This window comes from Gemmatimonadaceae bacterium (genome assembly GCA_037721215.1).
Classification (GTDB): Bacteria; Gemmatimonadota; Gemmatimonadetes; order Gemmatimonadales; family Gemmatimonadaceae; genus UBA4720.
The window spans coordinates 109971-131523 of sequence record JBBJNV010000009.1 but is presented as its reverse complement, the minus strand read 5'-3'; the positions used below and the strand labels follow the sequence as shown (position 1 = coordinate 131523).

Annotated in this window: 24 protein-coding genes and 1 pseudogene; 1 reads left to right on the top strand and 24 read right to left on the bottom strand. The window is 60.5% G+C overall.

Annotated elements, in window-relative coordinates; translation table 11 throughout:
- From ytpR to WKF55_06605, 8 genes are all read right to left on the bottom strand, one after another.
- Positions 1–675 (bottom strand): YtpR family tRNA-binding protein (ytpR, locus tag WKF55_06640; GenBank protein ID MEJ7759253.1); only part of this gene is annotated, 675 nt, incomplete at its 3' end.
- The gene (gene pheS / locus WKF55_06635; protein ID MEJ7759252.1) at positions 672–1700 is read right to left on the bottom strand and encodes a phenylalanine--tRNA ligase subunit alpha; all 1029 of its coding nucleotides are present in this window, start codon (positions 1698–1700) and stop codon (positions 672–674) included. The genes ytpR and pheS, both read right to left, overlap by 4 nt.
- Before the next feature lie 7 nt (positions 1701–1707).
- Entirely contained in the window at positions 1708–2070 is a 363-nt protein-coding gene (gene rplT / locus WKF55_06630) for a 50S ribosomal protein L20 (GenBank protein MEJ7759251.1), read from the bottom strand.
- 12 nt (positions 2071–2082) lie between these two features.
- Positions 2083–2280: a 50S ribosomal protein L35 gene (gene rpmI, locus WKF55_06625; GenBank protein MEJ7759250.1), complete on the bottom strand. Its 198-nt coding sequence runs from the start codon at positions 2278–2280 to the stop codon at positions 2083–2085.
- Positions 2281–2317: 37 nt separating this feature from the next.
- Complete coding sequence (gene infC / locus WKF55_06620; protein ID MEJ7759249.1) at positions 2318–2812, bottom strand: translation initiation factor IF-3; 495 nt, start codon at positions 2810–2812, stop codon at positions 2318–2320.
- 271 nt (positions 2813–3083) lie between these two features.
- Entirely contained in the window at positions 3084–3977 is an 894-nt protein-coding gene (locus WKF55_06615) for an MBL fold metallo-hydrolase (GenBank protein ID MEJ7759248.1), read from the bottom strand.
- On the bottom strand, positions 3974–4912 hold the full coding sequence (locus WKF55_06610; protein MEJ7759247.1) for a 3'-5' exonuclease: 939 nt from the start codon (positions 4910–4912) through the stop codon (positions 3974–3976). Before WKF55_06610 ends, WKF55_06615 begins: the two co-directional genes overlap by 4 nt.
- Positions 4909–6144: an arginine deiminase family protein gene (locus tag WKF55_06605; protein MEJ7759246.1), complete on the bottom strand. Its 1236-nt coding sequence runs from the start codon at positions 6142–6144 to the stop codon at positions 4909–4911. Before WKF55_06605 ends, WKF55_06610 begins: the two co-directional genes overlap by 4 nt.
- Before the next feature lie 101 nt (positions 6145–6245).
- On the opposite strand from WKF55_06605, the pseudogene WKF55_06600 reads away from it, so the two are divergent.
- Positions 6246–6881: pseudogene (locus WKF55_06600) on the top strand (redox-sensing transcriptional repressor Rex).
- A 66-nt stretch (positions 6882–6947) separates the two neighbouring features.
- Here WKF55_06600 and rsmA read toward each other — a convergent pair.
- From rsmA to WKF55_06520, 16 genes are all read right to left on the bottom strand, one after another.
- Positions 6948–7778: a 16S rRNA (adenine(1518)-N(6)/adenine(1519)-N(6))-dimethyltransferase RsmA gene (gene rsmA, locus WKF55_06595; protein ID MEJ7759245.1), complete on the bottom strand. Its 831-nt coding sequence runs from the start codon at positions 7776–7778 to the stop codon at positions 6948–6950.
- Positions 7778–9370, bottom strand: coding sequence for a GAF domain-containing SpoIIE family protein phosphatase (locus tag WKF55_06590; protein MEJ7759244.1), 1593 nt, complete (start codon positions 9368–9370; stop codon positions 7778–7780). Before WKF55_06590 ends, rsmA begins: the two co-directional genes overlap by 1 nt.
- On the bottom strand, positions 9367–9786 hold the full coding sequence (locus WKF55_06585) for an ATP-binding protein (GenBank protein MEJ7759243.1): 420 nt from the start codon (positions 9784–9786) through the stop codon (positions 9367–9369). Before WKF55_06585 ends, WKF55_06590 begins: the two co-directional genes overlap by 4 nt.
- The gene (locus tag WKF55_06580; GenBank protein MEJ7759242.1) at positions 9786–10118 is read right to left on the bottom strand and encodes an STAS domain-containing protein; all 333 of its coding nucleotides are present in this window, start codon (positions 10116–10118) and stop codon (positions 9786–9788) included. Before WKF55_06580 ends, WKF55_06585 begins: the two co-directional genes overlap by 1 nt.
- Entirely contained in the window at positions 10115–11050 is a 936-nt protein-coding gene (locus tag WKF55_06575) for a phosphate acyltransferase (GenBank protein MEJ7759241.1), read from the bottom strand. Before WKF55_06575 ends, WKF55_06580 begins: the two co-directional genes overlap by 4 nt.
- Positions 11047–11544, bottom strand: coding sequence for a pantetheine-phosphate adenylyltransferase (gene coaD / locus WKF55_06570; protein ID MEJ7759240.1), 498 nt, complete (start codon positions 11542–11544; stop codon positions 11047–11049). Before coaD ends, WKF55_06575 begins: the two co-directional genes overlap by 4 nt.
- Position 11545: 1 nt before the next feature.
- Complete coding sequence (gene rsmD / locus WKF55_06565; GenBank protein ID MEJ7759239.1) at positions 11546–12067, bottom strand: 16S rRNA (guanine(966)-N(2))-methyltransferase RsmD; 522 nt, start codon at positions 12065–12067, stop codon at positions 11546–11548.
- 1 nt (position 12068) lies between these two features.
- Complete coding sequence (gene recJ, locus WKF55_06560) at positions 12069–13799, bottom strand: single-stranded-DNA-specific exonuclease RecJ (GenBank protein ID MEJ7759238.1); 1731 nt, start codon at positions 13797–13799, stop codon at positions 12069–12071.
- Between the two features lie 61 nt (positions 13800–13860).
- Entirely contained in the window at positions 13861–14568 is a 708-nt protein-coding gene (locus WKF55_06555; protein ID MEJ7759237.1) for a hypothetical protein, read from the bottom strand.
- Positions 14569–14596: 28 nt separating this feature from the next.
- A complete protein-coding gene (gene dnaG / locus WKF55_06550; protein MEJ7759236.1) occupies positions 14597–16408 on the bottom strand; it encodes a DNA primase in 1812 nt (603 codons plus the stop codon).
- Positions 16405–18795: an endonuclease MutS2 gene (locus WKF55_06545; protein ID MEJ7759235.1), complete on the bottom strand. Its 2391-nt coding sequence runs from the start codon at positions 18793–18795 to the stop codon at positions 16405–16407. Before WKF55_06545 ends, dnaG begins: the two co-directional genes overlap by 4 nt.
- A gap of 67 nt (positions 18796–18862) precedes the next feature.
- Positions 18863–19306 carry a GatB/YqeY domain-containing protein gene (locus WKF55_06540; GenBank protein ID MEJ7759234.1) on the bottom strand — a complete coding sequence of 148 codons (444 nt, stop codon included), beginning with the start codon at positions 19304–19306 and terminating at the stop codon, positions 18863–18865.
- A gap of 2 nt (positions 19307–19308) precedes the next feature.
- The gene (gene rpsU / locus WKF55_06535) at positions 19309–19497 is read right to left on the bottom strand and encodes a 30S ribosomal protein S21 (GenBank protein ID MEJ7759233.1); all 189 of its coding nucleotides are present in this window, start codon (positions 19495–19497) and stop codon (positions 19309–19311) included.
- Positions 19498–19627: 130 nt separating this feature from the next.
- Entirely contained in the window at positions 19628–19969 is a 342-nt protein-coding gene (locus tag WKF55_06530) for a histidine triad nucleotide-binding protein (protein ID MEJ7759232.1), read from the bottom strand.
- Positions 19962–20687 (bottom strand): RsmE family RNA methyltransferase, encoded by a 726-nt coding sequence (locus tag WKF55_06525; protein MEJ7759231.1) that lies wholly within the window; start codon positions 20685–20687, stop codon positions 19962–19964. The genes WKF55_06530 and WKF55_06525 overlap by 8 nt, the downstream gene beginning before the upstream one ends.
- Positions 20684–21532 carry a 50S ribosomal protein L11 methyltransferase gene (locus WKF55_06520; GenBank protein ID MEJ7759230.1) on the bottom strand — a complete coding sequence of 283 codons (849 nt, stop codon included), beginning with the start codon at positions 21530–21532 and terminating at the stop codon, positions 20684–20686. Before WKF55_06520 ends, WKF55_06525 begins: the two co-directional genes overlap by 4 nt.
- Between the last annotated feature and the right edge of the window lie 21 nt (positions 21533–21553).

The window sequence follows — 21553 nt, the reverse complement described above, 5'->3', positions numbered from 1 at the left end:
TCTTTGGCACCCACCAAGGTCGGCGATTTCAACGCGGACTGCCGCAACAGGCGGCGCACCTCTGGCGGCGTCACGCCCGTCAGCGTCGCCCGCTTCGGGTAAAGGCGGACGCCTGAGAGGAACACCCGTAGCCGCGGCAATCTCTCTTGCGATTCCCTCGTGGGACAGGAGGTCAGGCCGGTTCGGCAGAACATCGACGACGAAAAGGCTGTCGCCTGCCGGCATGGCGTCAAGGAACGGTGTACCGGGAGCTGCATCCACATCGAGCCGGAGTATGCCCTCATGGTCCGTGCCCAGACCCAGTTCCCGCGCCGAGCACAGCATGCCTTCGGAAACTGCGCCGCGAATCTTTCTCTTCTCGATTTTCATCCCACCCGGCAACACCGTACCCACCGGGGCGAAGGGATAGAGCGCGCCGGCCTCCACATTCGGGGCACCACACACGACGCTGCGCAATCCGCTGCCGCCTCCGTCAACCTTCGTAACCCAGAGATGGTCAGAGTCCGGATGCCGCGCTGCTTCGACAACACGACCAATGACTATTTCCGCGAGATCCCGTCGAAGCGACACTACGTCGTCGACCGTTGCCACCCGCGATGTCAGCAGGTCGCGAAGCTCACCTGGAGACTTGTCTATCTGAACGAAGTCGCGCAGCCAGTCCAGCGATGCATTCATCGTGACATCTGGCTCAGGAACCGCATGTCCGAATCGTACAGAAGCCGTATGTGTGGCAGGCCGTAACGCTGCATTGCCATTCGTCCCGGTCCCATACCGAACGCCCAGCCCGTGTATCGCTCAGCGTCGACGCCGGCCGCTTCAAGCACCTTCGGGTGTACCATGCCCGATCCGAGAATCTCCATCCATCCGGTATTCTTGCACCCGGAGCATCCGCTGCCTGAGCAGAGCCGGCATTCGACATCCATTTCCGCTGATGGCTCCGTGAACGGGAAATAGCTCGGGCGGAAACGGGTTTTCGTCGAGCCGAAAAACCGCTGGGCGAAATGTGTGAGCGTCGCCTTCAGATCGACAAAGCTGATGCCTTCGTCAACGGCGAGTCCCTCGATTTGCGCGAACATCGGAGCGTGCGAGGCGTCGAAGAAATCGCGACGATACACATTTCCTGGTGCAAGGATGCGAACTGGTGGTGGGTACCGCTGAAGCGTTCGAATCTGCACGGGCGACGTGTGCGTGCGAAGCAGTATGTCGTCGCCAAGGTACAGCGTGTCGTGCATGTCCATCGCCGGGTGGTCGCTCGGAAAATTTAGCGCCGTGAAATTGTACCATTCTGACTCGGCTTCCGGACCAAGGGCGACACTAAACCCCAGTTCACGAAATATCGATTGAATCTCGTCAATGACGAGCGTGACCGGATGGCGTCCGCCGGTCCAACCCGTGCGCGCAGGCATCGTCAGATCGGGGGGCGGGGCGGTAGCGCTCGACATTGACAACGACTGCGCTCGATCGGCCAGCGATGACTCGAGCGCCTGTTTGACGCGATTGACGGCAAAGCCCGCGTCGCACCGATCATCCGGCGCGAGCGAAGGCAGGGTTTTCATGAGCAGAACAAGCTCGCCGTTTTTTCGGCCCACCAGCTTGTTGCGAATCAGCTCCAGCTCGGCAACCGATTCAGCTCCAGCAACCAGGGTAGTCCCGCGGGCTTCGAGCTCCCCGGTGTGGCTGACGAACTCCAGAAGGTTCACCGCACGATCACACGGCCGCGAGCGCTGCCCGTGCCCTTTCCGCCAGCGCTCCGAAAGCCGCGGCGTCGTGAATGGCGATGTCCGAGAGCACCTTGCGGTCGATTTCGATCCCGGCCTGCTTGAGGCCGTTCATGAACACACTGTAGCTCATGTCGTGCTGGCGTGCGCCGGCATTGATGCGGACAATCCAAAGACGGCGGAAATCGCGTTTCTTGTTCTTGCGATCACGGTAAGCGTATTTCCAGCCACGCTCGACGTTCTCTTTCGCCGCTTTCCAGAGCTTGCTGCGGGCGCCGAACGCACCGCGAGCGGCCTTCATTACCTGCTTCTTACGCTTCAGGCGTACAACATTCGATCTTACGCGAGGCATTTTAGTTCTCCGTTATGCCTGCAAGAGGCGCTTGATGTTTTTTGCTTCACCCGGAGTCGCAATCGTGGTGGAACGGCGGAGGTTACGCTTCCGCTTCGACGACTTCTTCGTGAGGATGTGGCTCTTGAACGCCTTCATGCGCTTCACCTTGCCGGTCCCCGTTACGGAGAACCGCTTCTTGGCGCCTTTGTGGGTCTTCATTTTCGGCATGATCTGTCTCTATTAGTTGTAGTGACGAGGCTCGCGGCTACTTTGGTGCGAGAATCATCGTCATGAACTTTCCTTCAAACTTCGGCTCAGATTCCACCTTCGCGATATCGGCGAGGTCTGTTGCAACGCGGTTGACCACCACACGGCCGAGCTCCGGATGCGCGATCTGACGGCCTCTGAACATCAATGTCACCTTTACCTTATTGCCTTCCCCAAGGAACTCCCGCGCGTGCCGGGTTTTCGTCATGAAGTCATGCTCCTCGATACCGGGACGAAACTTCACTTCCTTGAGGTGAATGATGTGCTGCTTCTTTTTGGCCTGACGCGCCATCTTGGCCTGCTCGAACTTGAACTTCCCATAGTCCATGATGCGAACCACAGGCGGCCGGGCGAGTGGAGCAACTTCCACAAGATCCAGTCCCTGCTCCACCGCGGCGGCGAGTGCGGTCTCAACATCCATGATTCCGAGCTGCGCGCCGTCGGCTGCAATGACGCGGAGCGGGCTGATGCGAATCTGCCGGTTCACGCGCACGCGTTTTGTGGTGTCCTGAATACTCGGCTACCTCACTTAGGGAAAACTTTTGAAACGAAAAGCGCGAGCCCCGGTGAAAGGAGCTCGCGCGCAAACGGAACCGAATGTACCTCCGGCGCCGAGTGGCTTGAACTCCGTCAGCACACTCCGCAATGTTGCCGGAGGCCGAAGGGTGAGACAGCCCGCCCGGGCTGCCCGCTTGTCGTTTTGTGACAAGCTAAGTGTAAACGGCTCGCGGGGACGAGGCAAGGCAACGACCGCCGCTGCTGGATCAGCTGCTGGGTTGCTGGCTGTCCATAAGCTTGTAGTTCCTGCCGTCGTGCTCGATTCGGCCCCATGGCACCGTGGCGTCGTGCTCGAAAATCATCAGCCACTCCTCAGCTTCCGCCTGATGAAGCAAACGGCGCTTTGTCTCGAGCGTCACCAATGGCTCGACATCGTAGCCCATGATCCAGGGCAACGAGAGGTGCGCGTGGGTCGGCACGAGGTCGCCAAGAAAACACGCGCGCTCGCCGCCAGATTCGATTAGAACGCTTTGATGAAACGGCGTGTGTCCAGGGGTTGGCACAACCCGCACTCCCTTGACGATTTCCTTCTCACGACTGACGAACTCGAATTTGTGCGACCTCACAACCGGCAGGAAGTTGCGTTCGAAGTAGCTCGCGGCCGTGCGTTCGTTGGTGTGGGTTGCGTAATCGTACTCGCCACGCTTTACGATGTATCGTGCATTGGGAAACGAAACGCCGATGTCATTGTCGGCGTTGCGATACGTGTTGCCGCCCGCATGGTCGAAGTGGAGGTGAGTGTTGATGACGATACCGATGTCCTCGGGCCGCACTCCAATTTGGGTAAGCCCGTCTTCCAGCATCGTGCGCCCCTCGGCACCCGCGTTTTCGATCCCATAGATATCTAGAAGTCTGGCATCTTCCTTGTTGCCCGCGCCCGTGTCGATGAGAATGAGCCCGGATTCGTGTTCGACCAGCAGACAGCGCATGCCCAGCTGAATTCTGTTACGGTCATCGGCGGGGATGCGCTTTTCCCAAAGCGGCTTGGGAACGACGCCGAACATCGCGCCGCCGTCGAGCTTCTGCCCGCCCGCCTGAATCGCGTGAACGGTCAAGTCCCCGACTTTGCGACTTTCGACCAGAGGCGTTGGTGCCGTCACGCGGTGGTATCCCTTGTCACCGATGTCGGAAGGGCGCTTGGCCTCCTGCGCTTGCGTGCCGACCGCACGCCAAGCAGAAGGTCGAGCTCGTGCCAGGTGTCGCAGCCGCGCTCCGTTGCGTCGTTCAGCAGACGCAGCAGGCAATGTGCGGTGGCGAGTGCATCGCCGCCCGCGCGATGCCTGCGTCTGATTTCAACGCCGTAGTAGTTCGCCACGAAATCGAGCGACCTCCTGTGAAGCTGAGGCAGAAGTTTCCGTGCGAGCTTGACGGTGCACAGTCGCCGGCCAATGAGCGATTTACCCGAAGCCCGGTTCATCTCGGAGCAGACGAATTTCCAGTCGAACTGGGCATTGTGGGCAACGAAGACATTGCCTTCGAGCGCTTCCCTCACGCGGGGAGCAATGTCGGCGAACTTCGGTGCATCTCTGACCATTTCCCAGCTGATGTTGGTGAGCCGGGTGACGAACGTCGGAATGGAGCGCTCCGGGTTGACGAGCGTTTCGAAGACTTCGCGGATCTCACCGTCACGTACCACTACTGCGGCGAATTCGGTGATGCGGTCGTGTGGTGGGCTCCCTCCGGTGGTCTCGACATCGACGACAACGTAGGAGAGACCGGCCAGCGGTTCCGGAGTCGGTGCGCCTCGCTTCCGCCAGCCAACAGCCGTCACCGGAGGTGCGGGCGCGACGCGGGGACTGTAGACAACAGTGCTTTCACTCAGCAGCCATCGGCCCATCAGGTCGCGCTCGAAGTCACGCCTTCCCGCGAGCAGGGCAACGGCCATATGCTCCGCAACGATGCGCGGCGCGCGGGGAAGGTTGCAGACATGTCCGATAAGGTCAACCGCGTCGGCGGGCCCGATTGCGAGATAGCGCGCAGCACGGTCAATCAGCAGCGAAGGCTCAGCGTGCGCCTGTATGCCATGAGATGTCATACCCACGGATCGTCCCGCGTTATCGGACAGCTCATGCACCGCGGACCACCCCCGCCGCGCACTAGTTCGCTGCCGTCGAACGTAATCACAGCTCTCTCATGATCATTTATCCTGTCTTCGCCGCTGAGGAACGCGGCAGCCCCGACTACTCTGAATCCTGTCTTTTCCATTTCCAAGAGCGTTGACTCATTGCGGGCATACGACAATACGAGGCCCGGCCGGATAGCTACAAAATTGCATCCGGATGCCCACTGCTCCCGCTCCTGCATGATTCGCCGCTCACCCCCGCAGTGAATGGGCTCCATTGCAATGCCACACGCCTCAAGGGCATCGAAGACGTTCGCCATCTCGCGCATGCGGCCGTTCTTCTTCTTCCAGTGCAAAATCGGCAATCGCTCAGGACCCATGAAATGAGGTGGGTGGACGACGCATAGTTCCCTGTCCACCTGAGTGAAGATCATATCCAGATGGATCGCCGATTCTTCCCCGGGCATGATGACAATAATGATGTCAGTCACTTCGGTGCGCTCAAACACAACCGTTGCCAGGTTATCGATTGCGGCAGGGCTCGAGCGCTCGCTGAACCCAATCATGAGCGTATCGCGCCGAAGAGGATGCACGTCACCGCCCTCGAGGGTGTAATTCATACGGTGTTCCCGCGATCCGTCGTACAGGATGCCGCGGTTGGCGGCGAGCGGGTGGTATTGAAAGATCGCTTTCATGATCAGCTCTTCCGTCCATCGCACGCCGTACCGCATCGACCCGATCATGACGTGGTCGTTGATTCCCATCGCGACATCGCGCGTGAAAAAAAGATTCGGTAGCGGCGGCAGCATGTAGCCGGTTTCGTTGAGCGCTCGCGTGAGCTGGCCCGGCGTTTCCTCTTTCCCTTCGATTAATGTTTGCACGAACTCCCCGGGAGCAAGCTCCTGGAGCTCTCGAGCCAGCGGCTCCGACGGAATTATATCGAGCGTATCCCGGATCAGTGCCTGTTTGGTTGCGTCGTCGGCAACGACTTCCGCCAAGAGGTCTCGCACCTCGTAGACGTCGGTGAACCGCTCCAGAATCGCAACGAAACGCTTGTGTTCGCGTTGCGCCTGTGAGACATCCATGATGTCGTCGTACAGATAATCGGCGCGGGTTGCGGGGGTCACCGCCAGAAGCTCAGCCCCCGGCGGGTGAACGAGCACCGCGCGCATCTGTCCAATCTCGGAACTCACATGCACAGCCATTGAGCGATCAACATAGCTCCTGCTGGCGCGGCTTGCCCGTGAGTCGGTTGCCGCTCCGTCGGCCAGCTTCTATCTTGTGAACTAATTCACAAGCCCGCCCATACGTGAAACGCATAGCAGAATCAAAGATCCGACGGCTGTCGGTATATCTCAGCTTCCTTGAGGAGATCGAACAACAAGGCATGCTCACGACATCGAGTGAGGAGCTGGCCAGGTTGGGAGGCACGACCTCGGCCCAGGTGCGAAAAGACCTGTCGTTTTTCGGATCTTTCGGAAAGCGCGGTCTGGGGTATTCGGTACCCGAGCTTTCGTCCCGGCTTCGCGAGATCCTTGGTCTGGGGCGTCAATGGCGGGTGTGCATAATCGGTGCTGGCAAAATCGGCGCAGCACTGGCGCGTTACGCTGGATTCGTCGAGCGCGGCTTTATGGTCAGCGGGGTTTACGACACTGATAGCGACAAGATTGGAAGTCGCTGGGGCGCGGTGTCGGTACGTGATGTTGCCGCACTCGAGTCGGACAACGCACAGATGCAGTTCCAGATCGCCGTTCTGGCTGTCCCGGCCGACGATGCACAATTGCTTGCCGACCGCGTTTCAGCTATGGGAATCAAGGCAATCCTCAGCTTCGCCCCCGTTCAGCTAACGGTGCCAGCAGACGTTACGCTTCGCACCATGAACATGGCGATGGAACTCGAAGCGCTAACGTTCGCACTCACGAATCGAAATCCTGAGCGCTAGAGAGGGCTGGAAGTCGAATGGCTCGCGAGCTTGAAATGGCGGGGGGCTGGGCACACACTGGGCGTTTTATTTTCTCGCATCGCCGGCGGCTGCTCGCCGCATGAGGGCAACGAACTGTTCTGGTGTCAGCGTTTCGGGCCGTGCCTTCGGATCGATCCCCAGGCTTTCAAGAATCCGGGCTGCATCGGCAGACGCTTGACGTCCGACCGCCCTCAGCACATTGATCATCTGCTTCCGGCGCATTCCGAACGATCCCTGGACGAACACGCGGAAATCCTCAACCTCGTGCGGTTCGATCAATCCTGTTGCTCGCGGCGAGATTCGGACTACCGCCGATTCCACCTTCGGCGGCGGTTTAAAGGCCGCGGCTGGAACGTTGCAGACGATGACTGCATCCGAGGTTGCCTGAATGGTGACCGACAAGGCACCATAGGTCTTCGATCCCGGTGAAGCCACTATCCGGTCCGCAACCTCCCGCTGCAGGAGAAACACGGCGCGACGCGGGAAAGGCGGGCGCAATACGCGAAATAGTATCGGCGTCGTGATGTAGTACGGAACGTTTCCCGCTACAACAAACGGGGCATTGGCAAGAGAGGCGACGTCCATTTCGAGAATGTCGCCCTCGATTACCCTGACATTGGGGACCGCCTGAAAACGCCTGATCAGAATCGCCGCCAGCGCACGGTCGATTTCTATCGCAAGCACCAATTGGGAACCGTGCGCCTGCCGTGCCAGAACGTCTGTGAGCGCCCCCCGCCCCGATCCGATTTCGACGATGACATCGTCGGACAGCGGATTCAGAGCATCCGCGATTGCCTCGACAACATCTGAATCGATCAGGAAGTGTTGTCCAAACCGCTTGAGTACCGGAGGATGCGCGCGTAATCCGCGCGACATCAGCTTCGGAGCACCACGAGCGTAAGATCGTCCGGACTTGGGACTTCCCCGCTGTAACTGCGCAACAGGTCAAAGACGCGGTCGAGGATGTCACTGACGGGCTCGCTACGGTGTTTCGAGATGACCTCGAGCACGCGCGCCTCACCGAGGCGATCTCCATTGGAGTTGCGTAAGTCGGGAATTCCATCGGTAAACAGAACGAGGAGATCAGATTTCGCGCTCCAGGGCGCGGCCGAGGCGAGTGGAGCCTGCTCGCTCATGCCAAGCGGTGGGCTGCTCGCCAGAAGCCGCGACGGCTCTCCCGCGGCGGGAAAGATGAAGGCGTGAGGGTGGCCGGTGTTGGCATAGCGAAACATCGACCCGTCATGTTCGAGAAGGCCAAAAAAAACCGAGATGAACATCTCGGTCGTTGCCAGCTCGTCGCGGAGGGATAAGTAAAGCATCGACAACATCTGTCCGGGATCGGACGTGTTCTGCGCGTGAATTGCAGACGCGCTCATCGCGAGCGCCATGATTAGCGCTGCTCTGTAGCCGTGGCCGGAGACATCACCAATCATGATTCCCGTTCGTCCGCCCGGCGCCCGGAAGAGATGATAGAAGTCCCCGCCGACACTTTCGGCCGGAACAACTCTCGCCGCAACGTCTGCCTCTGGCGCAACGATCGACGGGTTGGGCAGCAGTTTCATCTGGAGATCATGAGCAAGGCGCATCTCCTGCATGTGCCGCTGCTGCTCCATCGACGACCGAACGAGGCGGGCGTTCTGAATGGCGGTACCGATCTGCGTGGCTATCGCCGCTACGAGTTTTTGATCTCCCGCGCTGAAAGGCTGGCGCGACCGCCGGTCCGACAGATTGACCACGCCAAGGGGCTCGCCTCCTGACGGTGTTGTCCACATGATCGGAACCGATAGCATCTCACCCCGGCGATATGGCAGCTCCAGTTCGCAATCCATTTCCCCTTCATCCACGGTCAGCGGATGCTGGGTTCTGAAAACGCGGGCAGAAACGCAGGCAGGGTCATCGACACTTATTGCCTTCGCTCCCGAGGCGTCGACGCCGATCGAGGCAACTACCTGCAGCATTCCTGTAATCGGCTCATGGACGAGTATGGAGGAACGACGCGCGCCGACGGTCTCGGATATCTCGGTGAGGATGGTTGCTGCAGCTTCCTCGAGGGTAACGGTTCGGCCGAGTATGTCGCCGATCGTGTACAGGAGATTGATCTCCTCATATCGTTCGGCGAGCTCCATTGCGGCATGCTCAACTTCCTGCGCGCCACGCAGCATGTGCGCAACGACCGGAAGCAGCAGCCGCACATGGGCATTCGCCTCCGCCATATCCGACTCGGTCGGTCCGACGACGAGCCAGGTGCGATTCGCCCCCGGCACGCTGACTACGACAGTGGTTCCGGAGTCAGCCCGGATCGCTGCGGTTGAACCGTAGTCCGGAAGCGTGTCCGGCGGCGCCAGGCGCTGGCTGGACCGAACGATCGGAGTGAGCGCGGTTCCGGCACTGCCGCGGGCAGTCCACACCGCCGCATCGCAATGGGTTGTCTCGCGGAAAGCCGCGAATACCGATTCCAGCTCTTTCATTCCCGGTTGAGCGTCAACCTGACAACATTTCCCTCGTCGACGAAGCGCTCTACCCGGTCCATCAAACGGTGCATCAGAAACAGGCCACGCCCGTCTTCGCGCAAAATGTTCTCGGGGGTCGTGGGATCCTTGCGGGTGGAGTTCATGTCGAAGCCCGGTCCGTCATCGACGATATCGAACACCAGCGCGTCATCACTCACCATTGCGCGGACACGCACGTGCCTGCCGGTACCGCCATTGCCACGCAGGATCGCATTGGACAGCGCCTCAGCGAGAGCAACGCGGACATTGAGTGTGCATTTCCTCGAAGGGATGTGGAGTTCATGGCATCGCAGTGCCGCGAGCTCCACCACTCCTTCGATATAACTAACGTCGCTGGGAATCTCGATATCGAGCGCGACGTGCGGCTCGGCCATCAGAGACTCTCGAGCGCGCGCTCCCGCGTATCGGAAATCTGAAAGAGCGTATCGAGCTTGGTGAGCTCGAAAAGCGTCTGGAGATCGTCGTTCAGATTGGCAAGCCTCAGCTCCCCGCCCTGTTCGCGGATCTTCTTCGACAGCGAAACCAGGACGCCGAGACCTGAGCTGTCGATGTAGCCTGTCCGGCTGAAATCGATGAGGAACTTTTTCTCCCCCCTCTCCAGCTCATCGAGAACTTTCTGCTTCAGTTCCTGACGGTTGCCGACTATCAGCTGACCTTCGACATCCACCACAACGACTTCGTCCTGCTTGTTCATTGCAAAGCTCATTCTCTTCTCCGGGTGTGTACATCAAACGGTGTCGTCACCGACTGCAGCGCAGCGATCGCGGCGACGTTAATAATGTCTTCTGGCCGGGCGCCGCGCGAGAGATCGGCGGCCGGCCGCGCAAGGCCCTGGAGTATCGGTCCGATTGCGCTCGCTCCGGACAGACGCTGAACGAGCTTGTAAGCGATATTGCCCGCGTCGAGAGTAGGAAACACGAGTACGTTCGCTTCGCCACCCAGAATTCCGCCAGGATCCTTGCGCGCCGCCACCGATGGAACCAATGCGGCGTCGCCTTGCAATTCTCCGTCCACGGCGAGCTCGGGCTCCCTCTCGCGAATGATTGTGAGCGCGTGGCTGATGGTGTCGATCGACGGGCCGCGACCGCTACCTCGAGTACTGAAGGACAGGAGCGCCACCCGCGGCTCATCCCCGACGATTCGCCGCCGGTCACCAGCGGCCGATATTGCAATATCTGCCAGCTGGGTGGCGGTCGGATGAGGAACCACAGCGCAATCGGTAAACGTAAGTACACTGGCGCGTGCCTCCCACGGACCGTTGGCAACCATATAAAACGCGCTCGAGATCGTAGTCACTCCCGCCGCCGGCCCGATCGTTCGCAACGCCGCTCGCACCACCTGACTGGTGGGAAACACAGCACCGGCGACGCAGGCATCGTACTCGCCTCGCGCAACGAGAGCGCCAGCGAAGCGCAGGAGCGGCAATCCGTCCGCGACTATGCAATCGATGCCGGTCTCACGTGCGGCGTTGTGCGAGCCGGGCGTCGCGGGGTCGAGTACAAGGACAGGACGAACGATGCCCTCGCGGTCGAGGATGCGGACGGCCTCGAGTATCCGTTCGTCGCTGCTCTCCGGAAACAGCACCGTACAGCCCAGAGACCGCGCGCGCGCGCGCACGCTCGTGATGAAATCGTTCACGCCGGTGGCTGCTGCCGGTCGAATCGATGCCGCAAAGCTGCCTCAACCGAAGGATGGACGAGTCCTTCCAGCTCACCACCGTGCTGCGCAATCTCTCTGATGATGCTGGAGCTGATGTAGGTAGTCTCGACCGACGGAACCATGAAGACAGTCTCGAGCTCGGGAGAAAGATGCCGGTTCATCAGCGCCATCTGGAACTCGTATTCAAAATCGCTGACAGCGCGCAGTCCGCGGATGATGAGTGACGCTCCCACGTCGCGGGCGAAGTTCACGAGCAAACCCTGGAACTGCCTCACCTCGATGCATGGATCCGACCCTACTGCGCTGGTGATGAGCTCAACCCTTTCATCTGGCGTAAAGAGAGGCTGTTTCGAGTTATTGGTCGCAACTGCTACAACCAGTTGATCGACGAATGCGCAGCTACGCTTGATGAGGTCCTCATGACCGCGGGTGATCGGATCGAAGCTGCCGGCATAAATCGCGATAGTCGCCACGCTAATCCTCGCTTCGGTAGATGGAAATCGCGGTGGATCCATAACGCCGGATTTCCGGCGAGCCCGGCATTGTTTGAATGGCGGCGTGCTCGATACTGAGGAGCGCGGCGAAAGGAATCAACTGCCATTTGCTTGCAAGTGCTGTCGCCGATTCACTCAGATAAGGCGGGTCTGCGAACGCAATATCGTAGCTCGAGCTCGCGAGCGCGCTCACGTACCGCAGCGCATCCATTTGATGAACTGTCGTCGCCGCACCTGCATCGAGCATCTCGACGTTCTTCCTCAGTGCGCGAACCACGCGGCCATCCTTCTCCACGAAGTCCGCGTGAACCGCACCGCGCGACAGTGCCTCCAGGCCCAGTGCACCGGAACCAGCATAGAGATCGAGCACTTTCGCTCCCGGAATGCTGAGCTGCAGGATGTTCATCCAGGCCTCGCGGACGCTGTCGAGCGTTGGACGCACCTGCTTATCGGTTGGCGCCTCGATTTTCCGTCCGCGCCAGCGTCCGGCGACGATCCGCATATCAGTCCGCGATAGTGGATTGTGGATAGATGTCGGCGATGCGCGCCTGCAGCCGGCTCTCTCCGCGGTATTGGTCTCTCTCCAGCCGGAAAGCAATGTCGACAGGCGTGTCGATACTGAATTCTCCAATACGCTTCGCCATGCCCCAGCCGATCGCTTCGATCTCCCCTGTGCCGGTTGACAATCTCAACTTCAGCCCATCCTTGCCAACACTCCGGGGCGACGCTGCAAGTCGGACACCACGGGCGACCATCACCGGTGTCGGATTGCCGACCCCATACGGCTCGAAGTGACGGAGCATGCGCTCGAGATTCTCGTTGGCGCACTCGATGCCCAGCTCGATATCAATTTTGATTTCCGGAATAAGATCCTCGGGCTTGAGGACGGAAGCGGCAACGCTGTTGAACCGGTGGGCAAATTCGTCAACTTTATTTCTCGCGATCGTGACGCCGGCAGCTGCTCGATGCCCCCCGTATCGAAGCAGGAGGTCGCTGCATTTTCCGAGCGCCCGGTGAAGATCGAGCGGAGAGATACTTCTCCCTGAACCCTTTCCCTGATTGCCATCCAACGCGATGAGGACGGTGGGTCTGCCGAACTCTTCGACGATCCGCGAGGCGACGATCCCGATCACGCCCGGGTGCCAGCCTTCCCGGGCCAGCACAATACCAAAAGTATCTGGAAGACTCAGCGCCTCGACCATCTCGCGCGCCTCTGCGAGGACGGCGCGATCGATCTCCTGTCGCCGCGCATTCAGCTCCTCCAGCTCACGCGCGATGACATTCGCGTCATGGTCGTTGTCCGTCATGAGGAGCTCGACGCCCCGAAGCGCGTGACCGATCCGTCCAACCGCGTTCAACCGCGGCGCGAGAATGAAGCCGACCCTCCCGGTGGTCAGTGGTTTTCCGTCCATCCCTGAGGCCCTCAGCATTGCCCGCAATCCGAAGTTCCTTGTTTCGGCCAGCATTCGCATACCGTACCGAACCAGAATCCTGTTCTCACCGCGAAGCGGAGCGACATCTGCAATTGTGGCGAGAGCAACCAGATCCAGCATCGCCCATATGAAATTGTCGCTTCGTCCAAGTTTCTTCGCCAGAAGAAGTGCAAGCTTGAAGGCGACACCTACGGCGGCCAGATCCTTGTCGGGATACTCACACCCGCTCTGCTGCGGATTGAGCACGGCGAGACAATCCGGCAGGGCACCTCCCGGAAGGTGGTGATCGCTGATGATCACATCGATTCCAGCGGCGCAAAGCTCGGCAACGGGTTCGGTCGCGCTCGTTCCACAGTCGCAGGTGACGACAACCGATGCACCCGCCGCAACCGCCGCCCGCACGCCGGCTTTGCCCAGATCGTAGCCATCGTCGACGCGATGCGGAATGAATGGGACCCCATTCGATCCGAACTTGCGAAGCACTTTGACCATGATCGTCGTGGAACATATTCCGTCGACATCATAATCGCCGTGAACCATGACCGTTTCTCCAGTCACACACGCACGGGCAAGTCGCTCCACTGCCTGGGCCGCACCACGCATTGTCGATGCATCGTGCAGTTGATCGAGGCTGGGCCGCAGGAATCGCTGCGCCAGGCCAGCGTCGGCATGCCCGCGCAACAGCAGCAGGTTGGCGACGGGCTCCGGGACGTGGAGTGACGAGCAGAGTCCGGCCACGGCAGCCGGATCGGGGACGCGCGGCACAACCCACCGCGCCCTTGGCCGAGCCGCCAGCGCCATCACGGCGCCGGCCCCAGCCGGAAAACCGGATCGAAACGAACTGATGTCGTGCGAGCTCCGATCAAACCATTGCCGAGCGGTACAGCAGTACGCCGCACGCTTCGCAAACGTCGATGGTTCCGTTAACCGCAAGGTGATTCCGCCGCTGCATGGGGATAGCAGTGTCGCAATGCCCGCAAGACTCCCCTCGCAGCGGATACAGCGCTTGCGCGCGCCTGGTGCGAATGCGGTCATACTTTCCGAGCATCGAGCCTGACACACCACTTGTTTTCGCGCCCCGGTCGAGACGCGATTGCGCCAGCGCCGCGTCGATCTCCGCTCGTTCTTCAGCTATCGCCTGGCGAGCGGTCGATTGTTCCTCTTCTACAGCATGGAGCGTTGCCTCCTGCGCCTGAACGGCGATTCGCATGTCAGCGAGCCGGCGAGTAAGCGCCAGCAGCTCACTTTCGTCCTCGGCGATGATCCGCCGCGCGGACTCAACCTGCGCCATCGCCGCGGTAGCTTCCTTCAGCTTTTTGACGGCGTCGAACTGGGCGAGGTTGCGCTCCTGAATCTGTTTGTGCTGTGCAATCTTTTCATGCAGCTCGCGCTGGCGTTTTTCTTCCCCCTCGACCGCAGTACGAGATCTCGCAAGCGCGGTCGCAGCCGACTCCCGTTTCTTGTCGAGGGCAGCGAGCCGCGGATCGAGCGCGCGAATCTGCTCCTCAAGATCCCTTATCCGTGAATCGTCCGACTGCAGCGCCAATAGTGCTTCGACTTCGCTGGGCATCCTGTCTATCTCCTGGTCACGGTAGTCGTCACGTCCGTATTGCCTTCCACGGCCCCCTCCCGGAAGCTCGCATCTGAACGATGAGGTTATTACGCTCCTCGTCCAACTCCGCCTTGTCAATATCATTCCCCAGTGGCAACAATCGATCTATCGCATTCATCCTGTCTTCCATGTCGCGCACGTGCAGCCGCGTCAGGGAATCCTCGATCGTCTTCGCCGGATTCACATGTGTCTCGCCATCTCCAAGCAGTTCCTCGGCTACTGCGATACCATCGGCGCTTAGCTTCGCCGAGATGTCTTCGATCGACGCCTCGGGGTCGCTTTGCAGCATCGCGGCAAAGATCTCACTGAACCGCGGATTCCTGAAGCTGTCAGGACCGACTCGTTCGGCAATGCTTTCCACGCGCGACCGTTGTTGCAACATTGCGCGCACAAGCTCCTTCTCTGCAGACGCTCCCCCGTCGGCAACAGTTTCAACCCGGTCGCCGGGACGGCTCCGGATTGCCGGGGTTGCCACCCGCCGCGGTTCGGCACGACTCGCAGCCGGAGCGATGTCACCGGCCGTCGGACCAATTTCACGAAGCAGGATCTCGCGATCAACACCCGTGACCTCACTCGCTCGCCTGATGTACAGATCCTGCATCAATGCATCAGACGTAGCTCGTATCGTCGGAAGCAGTCGATCCAGCGCGCGACGTTTTTTCTGGAGTTCACCAAACCAGCCTGCCCGGTCGAGAATTTGAATCTTCCGATCGAAGACATCGATAGCGGACGACAATGCTGCCTCGAGACCCTCCGCTCCCGAAGCGCGAACAAAGCTGTCCGGGTCCTCGCCGGGCGGCAATGTCACCACCCGAACAGAGAACTTCTGGCGGAGAAGTTCGTCTCCGGCGCGAAAGGTAGCCTTGAGGCCGGCGGCATCGCTGTCATAGAGCAGAAAGACGTTTCTCGAGTATTTGCCAAGCAGCGTCACCTGCGCCTCGGTAAGCGCCGTGCCCAGCGGGGCCACGACTTCATCGACGCCCGCAGCAACCAGCCGGAGCGCGTCAAAGTAACCTTCCACCACAAGCGCTCGGTCGGCTCGTCGAATGGCGTTACGCGATCGATTCAATCCGTAAAGAAGTTTTCCTTTCAGGAAGACGGAAGACTCTGACGAATTGAGGTATTTCGGCTCCCCCGGCCCTAGCAGGCGCCCGCCAAACCCCACGTTGCGCCCGAGCGTGTCCAGAATCGGGAACATGAGCCTGTCCCTGAACCGCGGCCGGGGTTCACTATCCTGATCCTTCGTCACCAGAAGGCCTGCGTCAAGCAGGCGCGCATCGTCGAAGCCAAGCGCGTTCATGTATGAGCGCATCAGGCCAATCTCTCGCGGTGCGAATCCTACACCCGACTCCTCGGCAACCGGACGGCTTATCGCGCGCTCTTCAAGATACCGCCGAGCGGCCGCTCCCACTCCCTCGTTCCAAAGCATCTGCTGGAAGTATGCAGCGGCAGTGGCCTGCAGCTCCCACGCCGGTTCGCGAGGATCGGGGCCCTGGGTGCGTGCCCTGGATTCGGGCACCTGCACGCCAGCCTTGTCGCCGACCATCCTCACGGCCTCAGGCCATTCCATTCCGAGGCGCTTTGTCAGAAACCTGAAGACATCTCCGGTTTCGCCACATACGAAGCAGTGATAGATACGTTTGGCCGGCACCACTGAAAAATTGCGGCGTGTGCCCTGATGGAACGGACACGGCCCCCTGAAGTCGGAGCCGGTTCGCTTGAGGGGAACGTATTCACCGATGATCGCAACGATATCCGCTGCTTCCCGCACCTGTTCCACTACTTCTTCCGGAATCAAGCGAGGTCCGCCATGGTGACACCCGCACCCCCTTCGTTCCACGCACCCAGCCTGAATGACACAATTCGCGTCTCTTTCCGGAGCATTTCCGCGACGCGTTCGCGGAGCACCCCAGTCCCTTTTCCGTGGATGATGCGCAACGTCCTGAGATCCGCGCGAACTGCGGAGTCGACGGCATGCATAACCAAATCGTCTATCTCGCCTACTCGCATTCCACGAAGGTCTATCTCGCTCTTTGCTTCAGGCTCGGGGATGTCGCCCCGGACCGCAACATGAATTTTTTCTCCAGGCGCGGGAGGGGCAACGATTCGGAGGCTGCCGACAGGGACTGAAAGCTTGATCGAACCCGCCGCTACAATGGCGTCGTTGTCGCGCAGCTCCATCACTCGGGCAGTGCGCCCACCCAACGCAGGAACCGCGACAAAATCGCCCTCCGCAATCCGTTCGCCGCCGGAGCCAATTTCCGTCGGCGCATCCGACTCCCCCGGATGGTCGACTGCAACCAAAGCGTTGCCTTCCGCCGCCGCCAGCTGTTCAATTCGGCGCCTCGCATCGCGGGCGGCCGCATCTGACGCCTCAGCCGCCGATTCCTTGAGAACTCTGATCGTGCGATCGACCTCCGCTCGCGCGTCGAGGATCAGGCGCCGCGCCTCCCTGCGCGCATCCCTCTCGGCGCTCCGTTCCTTTTCCCGCACTGCCTGTTCGCGCTCGGCAACCCGGCCGGCGCGGACTCTGACGTCTTCGGCGATCAACGCAGCTTCTGTTTCGCTTGCAGTGAGGCGCTGCTCGCGTGACTCGAGTTCCGCGAGAAGCGAGTTGACGTCACGCTCTCCCGTTGGAAGGCGGGCCTCGGCTCGGACCAGAACATCCTCCGGAAGCGCGAGGCGCCGCGCGATGCTGATACCGTAGGACCGGCCGGGGATGCCCTTGATCAGGCGGTATGTCGGGGCAAGTGCAACGGCATCGAATTGCAACGATGCGTTGACCACACCAGGCACCTCGGCAGCCAATTCCTTGAGCGCCCCGAGGTGAGTAGTTGCTACCGAGAGGCTGCCGCGCCGAGTCAGTGATTCGAGAATCGCGCCGCCGAGTGCAGCTCCCTCCAGGGGGTCGGTACCCGAGCCGAGCTCGTCAATGAGGACCAGTGAAGCGCAAGTCGCGGCGCTCAGTATTTCCGACAAATTCTTCAGATGAGCGCTGAAAGTCGACAGGCTCGAAGAAATCGACTGCTCGTCGCCCACGTCCGTGTAGACGTCATCAAAAACCGAGAAGCGTGAGCCCGTGCTGACGGGCACAGGGAAACCGGCCTGAGCCATGGCAGCGAACAACCCGACTGATTTGAGGAGCACTGTCTTGCCCCCGGTGTTCGGACCCGAAATGAGGAGCGTTTTTTCGTGCGTGTCGAGTGTCAGGTCGAACGGTACCACATCGATTCCCTGCGATACAAGCAGCGGATGGCGTCCTCGGATGATGGTAAAGCCGGAACCTTCAGCGTCAAATTCGACGAGTCCGCAACCGTCTTCGGTCGCGTAGCGCGCGCGGGCATACAGGGAATCGAGAGTGACCAGTGCTTCGAGGGCCGCGGCCAGAGGCTCCCTCAGCGGACGGACGACCTCTGTCAACTCCGAAAGAATTCGATCTACTTCACGCAGTTCGTCGGACTCCAGCTCCCGGATTCGATTTCCAGCTTCGATCGCTGCTGGTGGTTCAACGAACAACGTTGCACCTGTGCTCGACGTATCGTGCACCAATCCGCCGATGGCTGTACGCGCCTCTCGTCGGACCGGAATGACGAACCGTCCGTTGCGTACCGTCACTGACATGTCCTGAACCTGATGATGTTCCTCCAGGCGCGACATCAGCCGCTCGAGCAGCTTCACCAGCTCACCCTGCGCCCCGCGCAGCTCGCGTCGGATGCGCCTGAGCTGTGGCGAAGCATCGTCGCGGACATCACCGTCGTCCCGCACTACGTCATCGATCGCCTTTTCTTCTCGACGAGCAGCGACCAGCGCCGCGATCTCGCTACGGATGAGAGCGATCGAAATTACTGGAAGCCGGTCGTCAGCAAGTCTCTCAGCGGTGATTCGCGATGCGCGTAGGAAAGCGAGCAGAGTGAGAAAATCCGCCGCGTTCAGCGATGCGCCGGCAACGCGCAGCCGGCCAAGGGACGGCCGGATATCGGCGATCTGCTCCGGTTTCCAGGCTGCATCATTATCAATCAGGGCTCGCACAGCCGATACTCGCGCATGCTCGTGCTCTATCCAACCGCGGTCGCGCGCCGGCAAAGCCTCGCGAACCCTTTCGGCGCCCAGCGCGGAATGCGCGCGCGCGGCCACAGTCTCGACTGCCCGGCCGTATTCCAGAACGCCGAGTGTATGTGAATTCATCGACGAAAAAGCCCGAACAGGCGACTGGTATCGCAAGTTCGGGCTGTGTACAAGGATCGTCGCATCTTCACCCTCGCCGGCTGAGTTCCTCTTTCGCGATGGCGTTTATCGTGCCGCCTTCGACCTTTCCCTTGAACTGGGGCAAAACCAATCCCATCAGGGCGCCGATTGTTGTCGCACCGCCAGCGATCGCGGCGTTGACCGCCGCCCGGATTTCCTGAGGGTCCACTGCCGGAGGCAGGTAATTCTGCAGCGCTGCCGCTTCGGCGCTTTCCCGGCCGGCGAGATCGGAACGGCCAGCCTTGCTGTACATGCCAACCGACTCGCGCCGCTTCTTGATCGACTTGCGGATAACGTCTGTCACATCAGCGTCCGTGGGCTCCTGACGCATCTCGATACGGCGGTTCTTCACCTCGGACAACACTGTTCCAAGCAACAGCGTGGCTTGCTTATCCTGGGCTTTTCGCGAGGCGTTCAGGTCGCCCTGCAACCGCGCGAGAAGCTCGGACATTTCTAGACGCGGCGCGTGCGACGGTTCTTGCGCATCGCAGTATTCAGCTTGCGCTTACGCCGCTCGCTCGGTTTTTCATAGTGACGATGCTTGCGAAGATCGGAAAGAATGCCCGCTTTCTCGCATTTCTTCTTGAAGCGCTTCAGCGCGCGTTCAAAATTTTCGTCGTCATGGATGATGACTTCCGACAATATCTACTTCCCCCCTTCGTGGCGTTTTTGCGCCGGTGCAGGTACAGAATAAACAACTTAGCGGGGCCGGTTCCGACGGGCAAGGAAACCGCGCCCGATGTAGCACCGCACATCAACTTCGCGGCTGACGTTACCCCGGTGGCCATCTCAGCCGACGGCCGCCAAGTACGTGAATGTGCAGGTGGTGCACCATCTGGCCGCCGTCGTCGTTTGTGTTGATGACGGTGCGAAAACCGGACTCTGCAATTCCTTCGGCGCGGGCAACCCTCGCTGCCAGCAGCATCAGGTCACCCAGCTCAGGTCCGTCATCGGCAAGTGAAAGCGTAGCTATGTGACGACGCGGAATTACCAGTACATGCACTGGTGCCTGAGGCGTGATATCGCGAAATGCGATGGCGCGCTCCGTTTGGTCGACGACATCCGCCGGGATCTCGCCCGCCGCGATCCGGCAGAAAAGACAATCTTCAGGCATTTGATGAACCCCCCTTATCAAGCAGGCAGCGAACGACAGCCAGAGCCGACATGCCCGCTGTCTCGAAACGCAAAACCGAACCGGCGATCCTCACGGGAGTGAATCCGGCCGATATCAGCTCAGCACTTTCCGCCGGTTCAATTCCCCCTTCTGGCCCGATAGCGATTACTACCGGCGCCGTCATTGTTACGACCGCCAGCGGCTGCTCGGCGCGGGCGTCCAGCATGAGACGCGTTCCCGCCGGGGCAGCTGCCATCGCACGGGAGAGAGGTGCCGAGGGATGCACGTCTGGAACCCATCCGCCTCCGGACTGCGTCAATGCCGCGACCATTCTCCCCTGTACCCGCGCCTGAAATGCCGGACCATCGCCAAGTGGCCCGACACTCCGGGATCGTCGCCACATCACGGGTCGCCAGCTGGTCGCCGACAATTCTGTGCACTTTTCCGCGAGCATCAACATGCGATCCCTGTCGGCGACAGGGACCATCAGATGTACAGGAGGCTGGGCTTCGATGCGGGAAACTTCGGTGACATCGATGGTCACGGACCGTTTGGCCAGACGCGCGACCACGCCGGATGCGGCGCTCCCCTTTCCATCCCTCAACGCCACTGCCTGGCCCGCGCCCGCACGCAAGACGCGCAGATGTTGCGCCGCCTCGGTGCCCAGCAATATCTGCCCTGGTGCCGAGAACGGCTCGTTGCAGAAGAATGTGATCAACGCCGCTCCAGCAGGACGCTCCACCAGGCTTCTTCAGTGTCCTCCGCGGCGATTCGCCAATCGGCGATGCCAATCGCCACCAGCATCATTGCCCGTTCTTCGGCTAGCAGTCCCGACAGGATTGCATGCCCGCCCGTCCGTACCGATGACACAATTATCGGCAACAACTCTTTCAATACCGACGATATGATGTTTGCGAGCACCACTTCCACCGGCGCCAGGAGTGGCAGCATCAGCGCTGCGTCTCCTTCAATGAGCCGTACCCTGCCGGCAACTCCATTCGCCGCGATGTTCTGTTCGGCGTTACCGATGGCGTCGTGATCCAGCTCCACAGCCGCCACGCGCTTGCTTCCCAATTTTGCCGCAGCAATGGAGAGCACCGCGCTGCCAGCACCGAGATCAGCAACCATGCCCAGCGGCACCGGTATCTTCTGCATCAGTCGAATGACGCTACGCGTGGTAGGATGTTCGCCGGTTCCAAACGCCATTGCTGGCTCAATGATCACCATAGTGTCGCCGGGTGTCGATGATGCGAGCCACGGCGGTGCAACCGTCACGGCACCGAGCTGATGGCTTCCGACGGCCGCGCGCCAGGCGCTCCAGTCAGTGGGGGCCGCTTCGCCGATACGGACCGTGGCCGCGGGGTCGGCGGCCGTGATAAAATCCATCAACAGCTCTGTCGAGGTGCCCGGGGGAAAATGAGTGACGATTGCCTGGCCATCCTCATGGAGGCCAGTCGAACCGGCAGCGAACAATGCGCCGATCACACCATCGCGGTTTGCCGAACCTTCAATGCGAACGGTCAGCCACAATGCATCGGGTGCCGGCGCAACCGTGGCGCTCACGCGCGCCAATAGCTACCGGGC

Bases quoted from the DNA above. Each gene is read 5' to 3' on its own strand.
- rplT (MEJ7759251.1), bottom strand. From the start codon at position 2,070: ATGCCTCGCGTAAGATCGAATGTTGTACGCCTGAAGCGTAAGAAGCAG.
- rpmI (MEJ7759250.1), bottom strand. From the start codon at position 2,280: ATGCCGAAAATGAAGACCCACAAAGGCGCCAAGAAGCGGTTCTCCGTA.
- WKF55_06610 (MEJ7759247.1), bottom strand. From the start codon at position 4,912: ATGACATCTCATGGCATACAGGCGCACGCTGAGCCTTCGCTGCTGATT.
- WKF55_06605 (MEJ7759246.1), bottom strand. From the start codon at position 6,144: ATGGCTGTGCATGTGAGTTCCGAGATTGGACAGATGCGCGCGGTGCTC.
- rsmA (MEJ7759245.1), bottom strand. From the start codon at position 7,778: ATGTCGCGCGGATTACGCGCGCATCCTCCGGTACTCAAGCGGTTTGGA.
- WKF55_06590 (MEJ7759244.1), bottom strand. From the start codon at position 9,370: ATGAAAGAGCTGGAATCGGTATTCGCGGCTTTCCGCGAGACAACCCAT.
- WKF55_06585 (MEJ7759243.1), bottom strand. From the start codon at position 9,786: ATGGCCGAGCCGCACGTCGCGCTCGATATCGAGATTCCCAGCGACGTT.
- WKF55_06580 (MEJ7759242.1), bottom strand. From the start codon at position 10,118: ATGAGCTTTGCAATGAACAAGCAGGACGAAGTCGTTGTGGTGGATGTC.
- rsmD (MEJ7759239.1), bottom strand. From the start codon at position 12,067: ATGCGGATCGTCGCCGGACGCTGGCGCGGACGGAAAATCGAGGCGCCA.
- recJ (MEJ7759238.1), bottom strand. From the start codon at position 13,799: ATGGCGCTGGCGGCTCGGCCAAGGGCGCGGTGGGTTGTGCCGCGCGTC.
- WKF55_06555 (MEJ7759237.1), bottom strand. From the start codon at position 14,568: ATGCCCAGCGAAGTCGAAGCACTATTGGCGCTGCAGTCGGACGATTCA.
- WKF55_06545 (MEJ7759235.1), bottom strand. From the start codon at position 18,795: ATGAATTCACATACACTCGGCGTTCTGGAATACGGCCGGGCAGTCGAG.
- WKF55_06540 (MEJ7759234.1), bottom strand. From the start codon at position 19,306: ATGTCCGAGCTTCTCGCGCGGTTGCAGGGCGACCTGAACGCCTCGCGA.
- WKF55_06530 (MEJ7759232.1), bottom strand. From the start codon at position 19,969: ATGCCTGAAGATTGTCTTTTCTGCCGGATCGCGGCGGGCGAGATCCCG.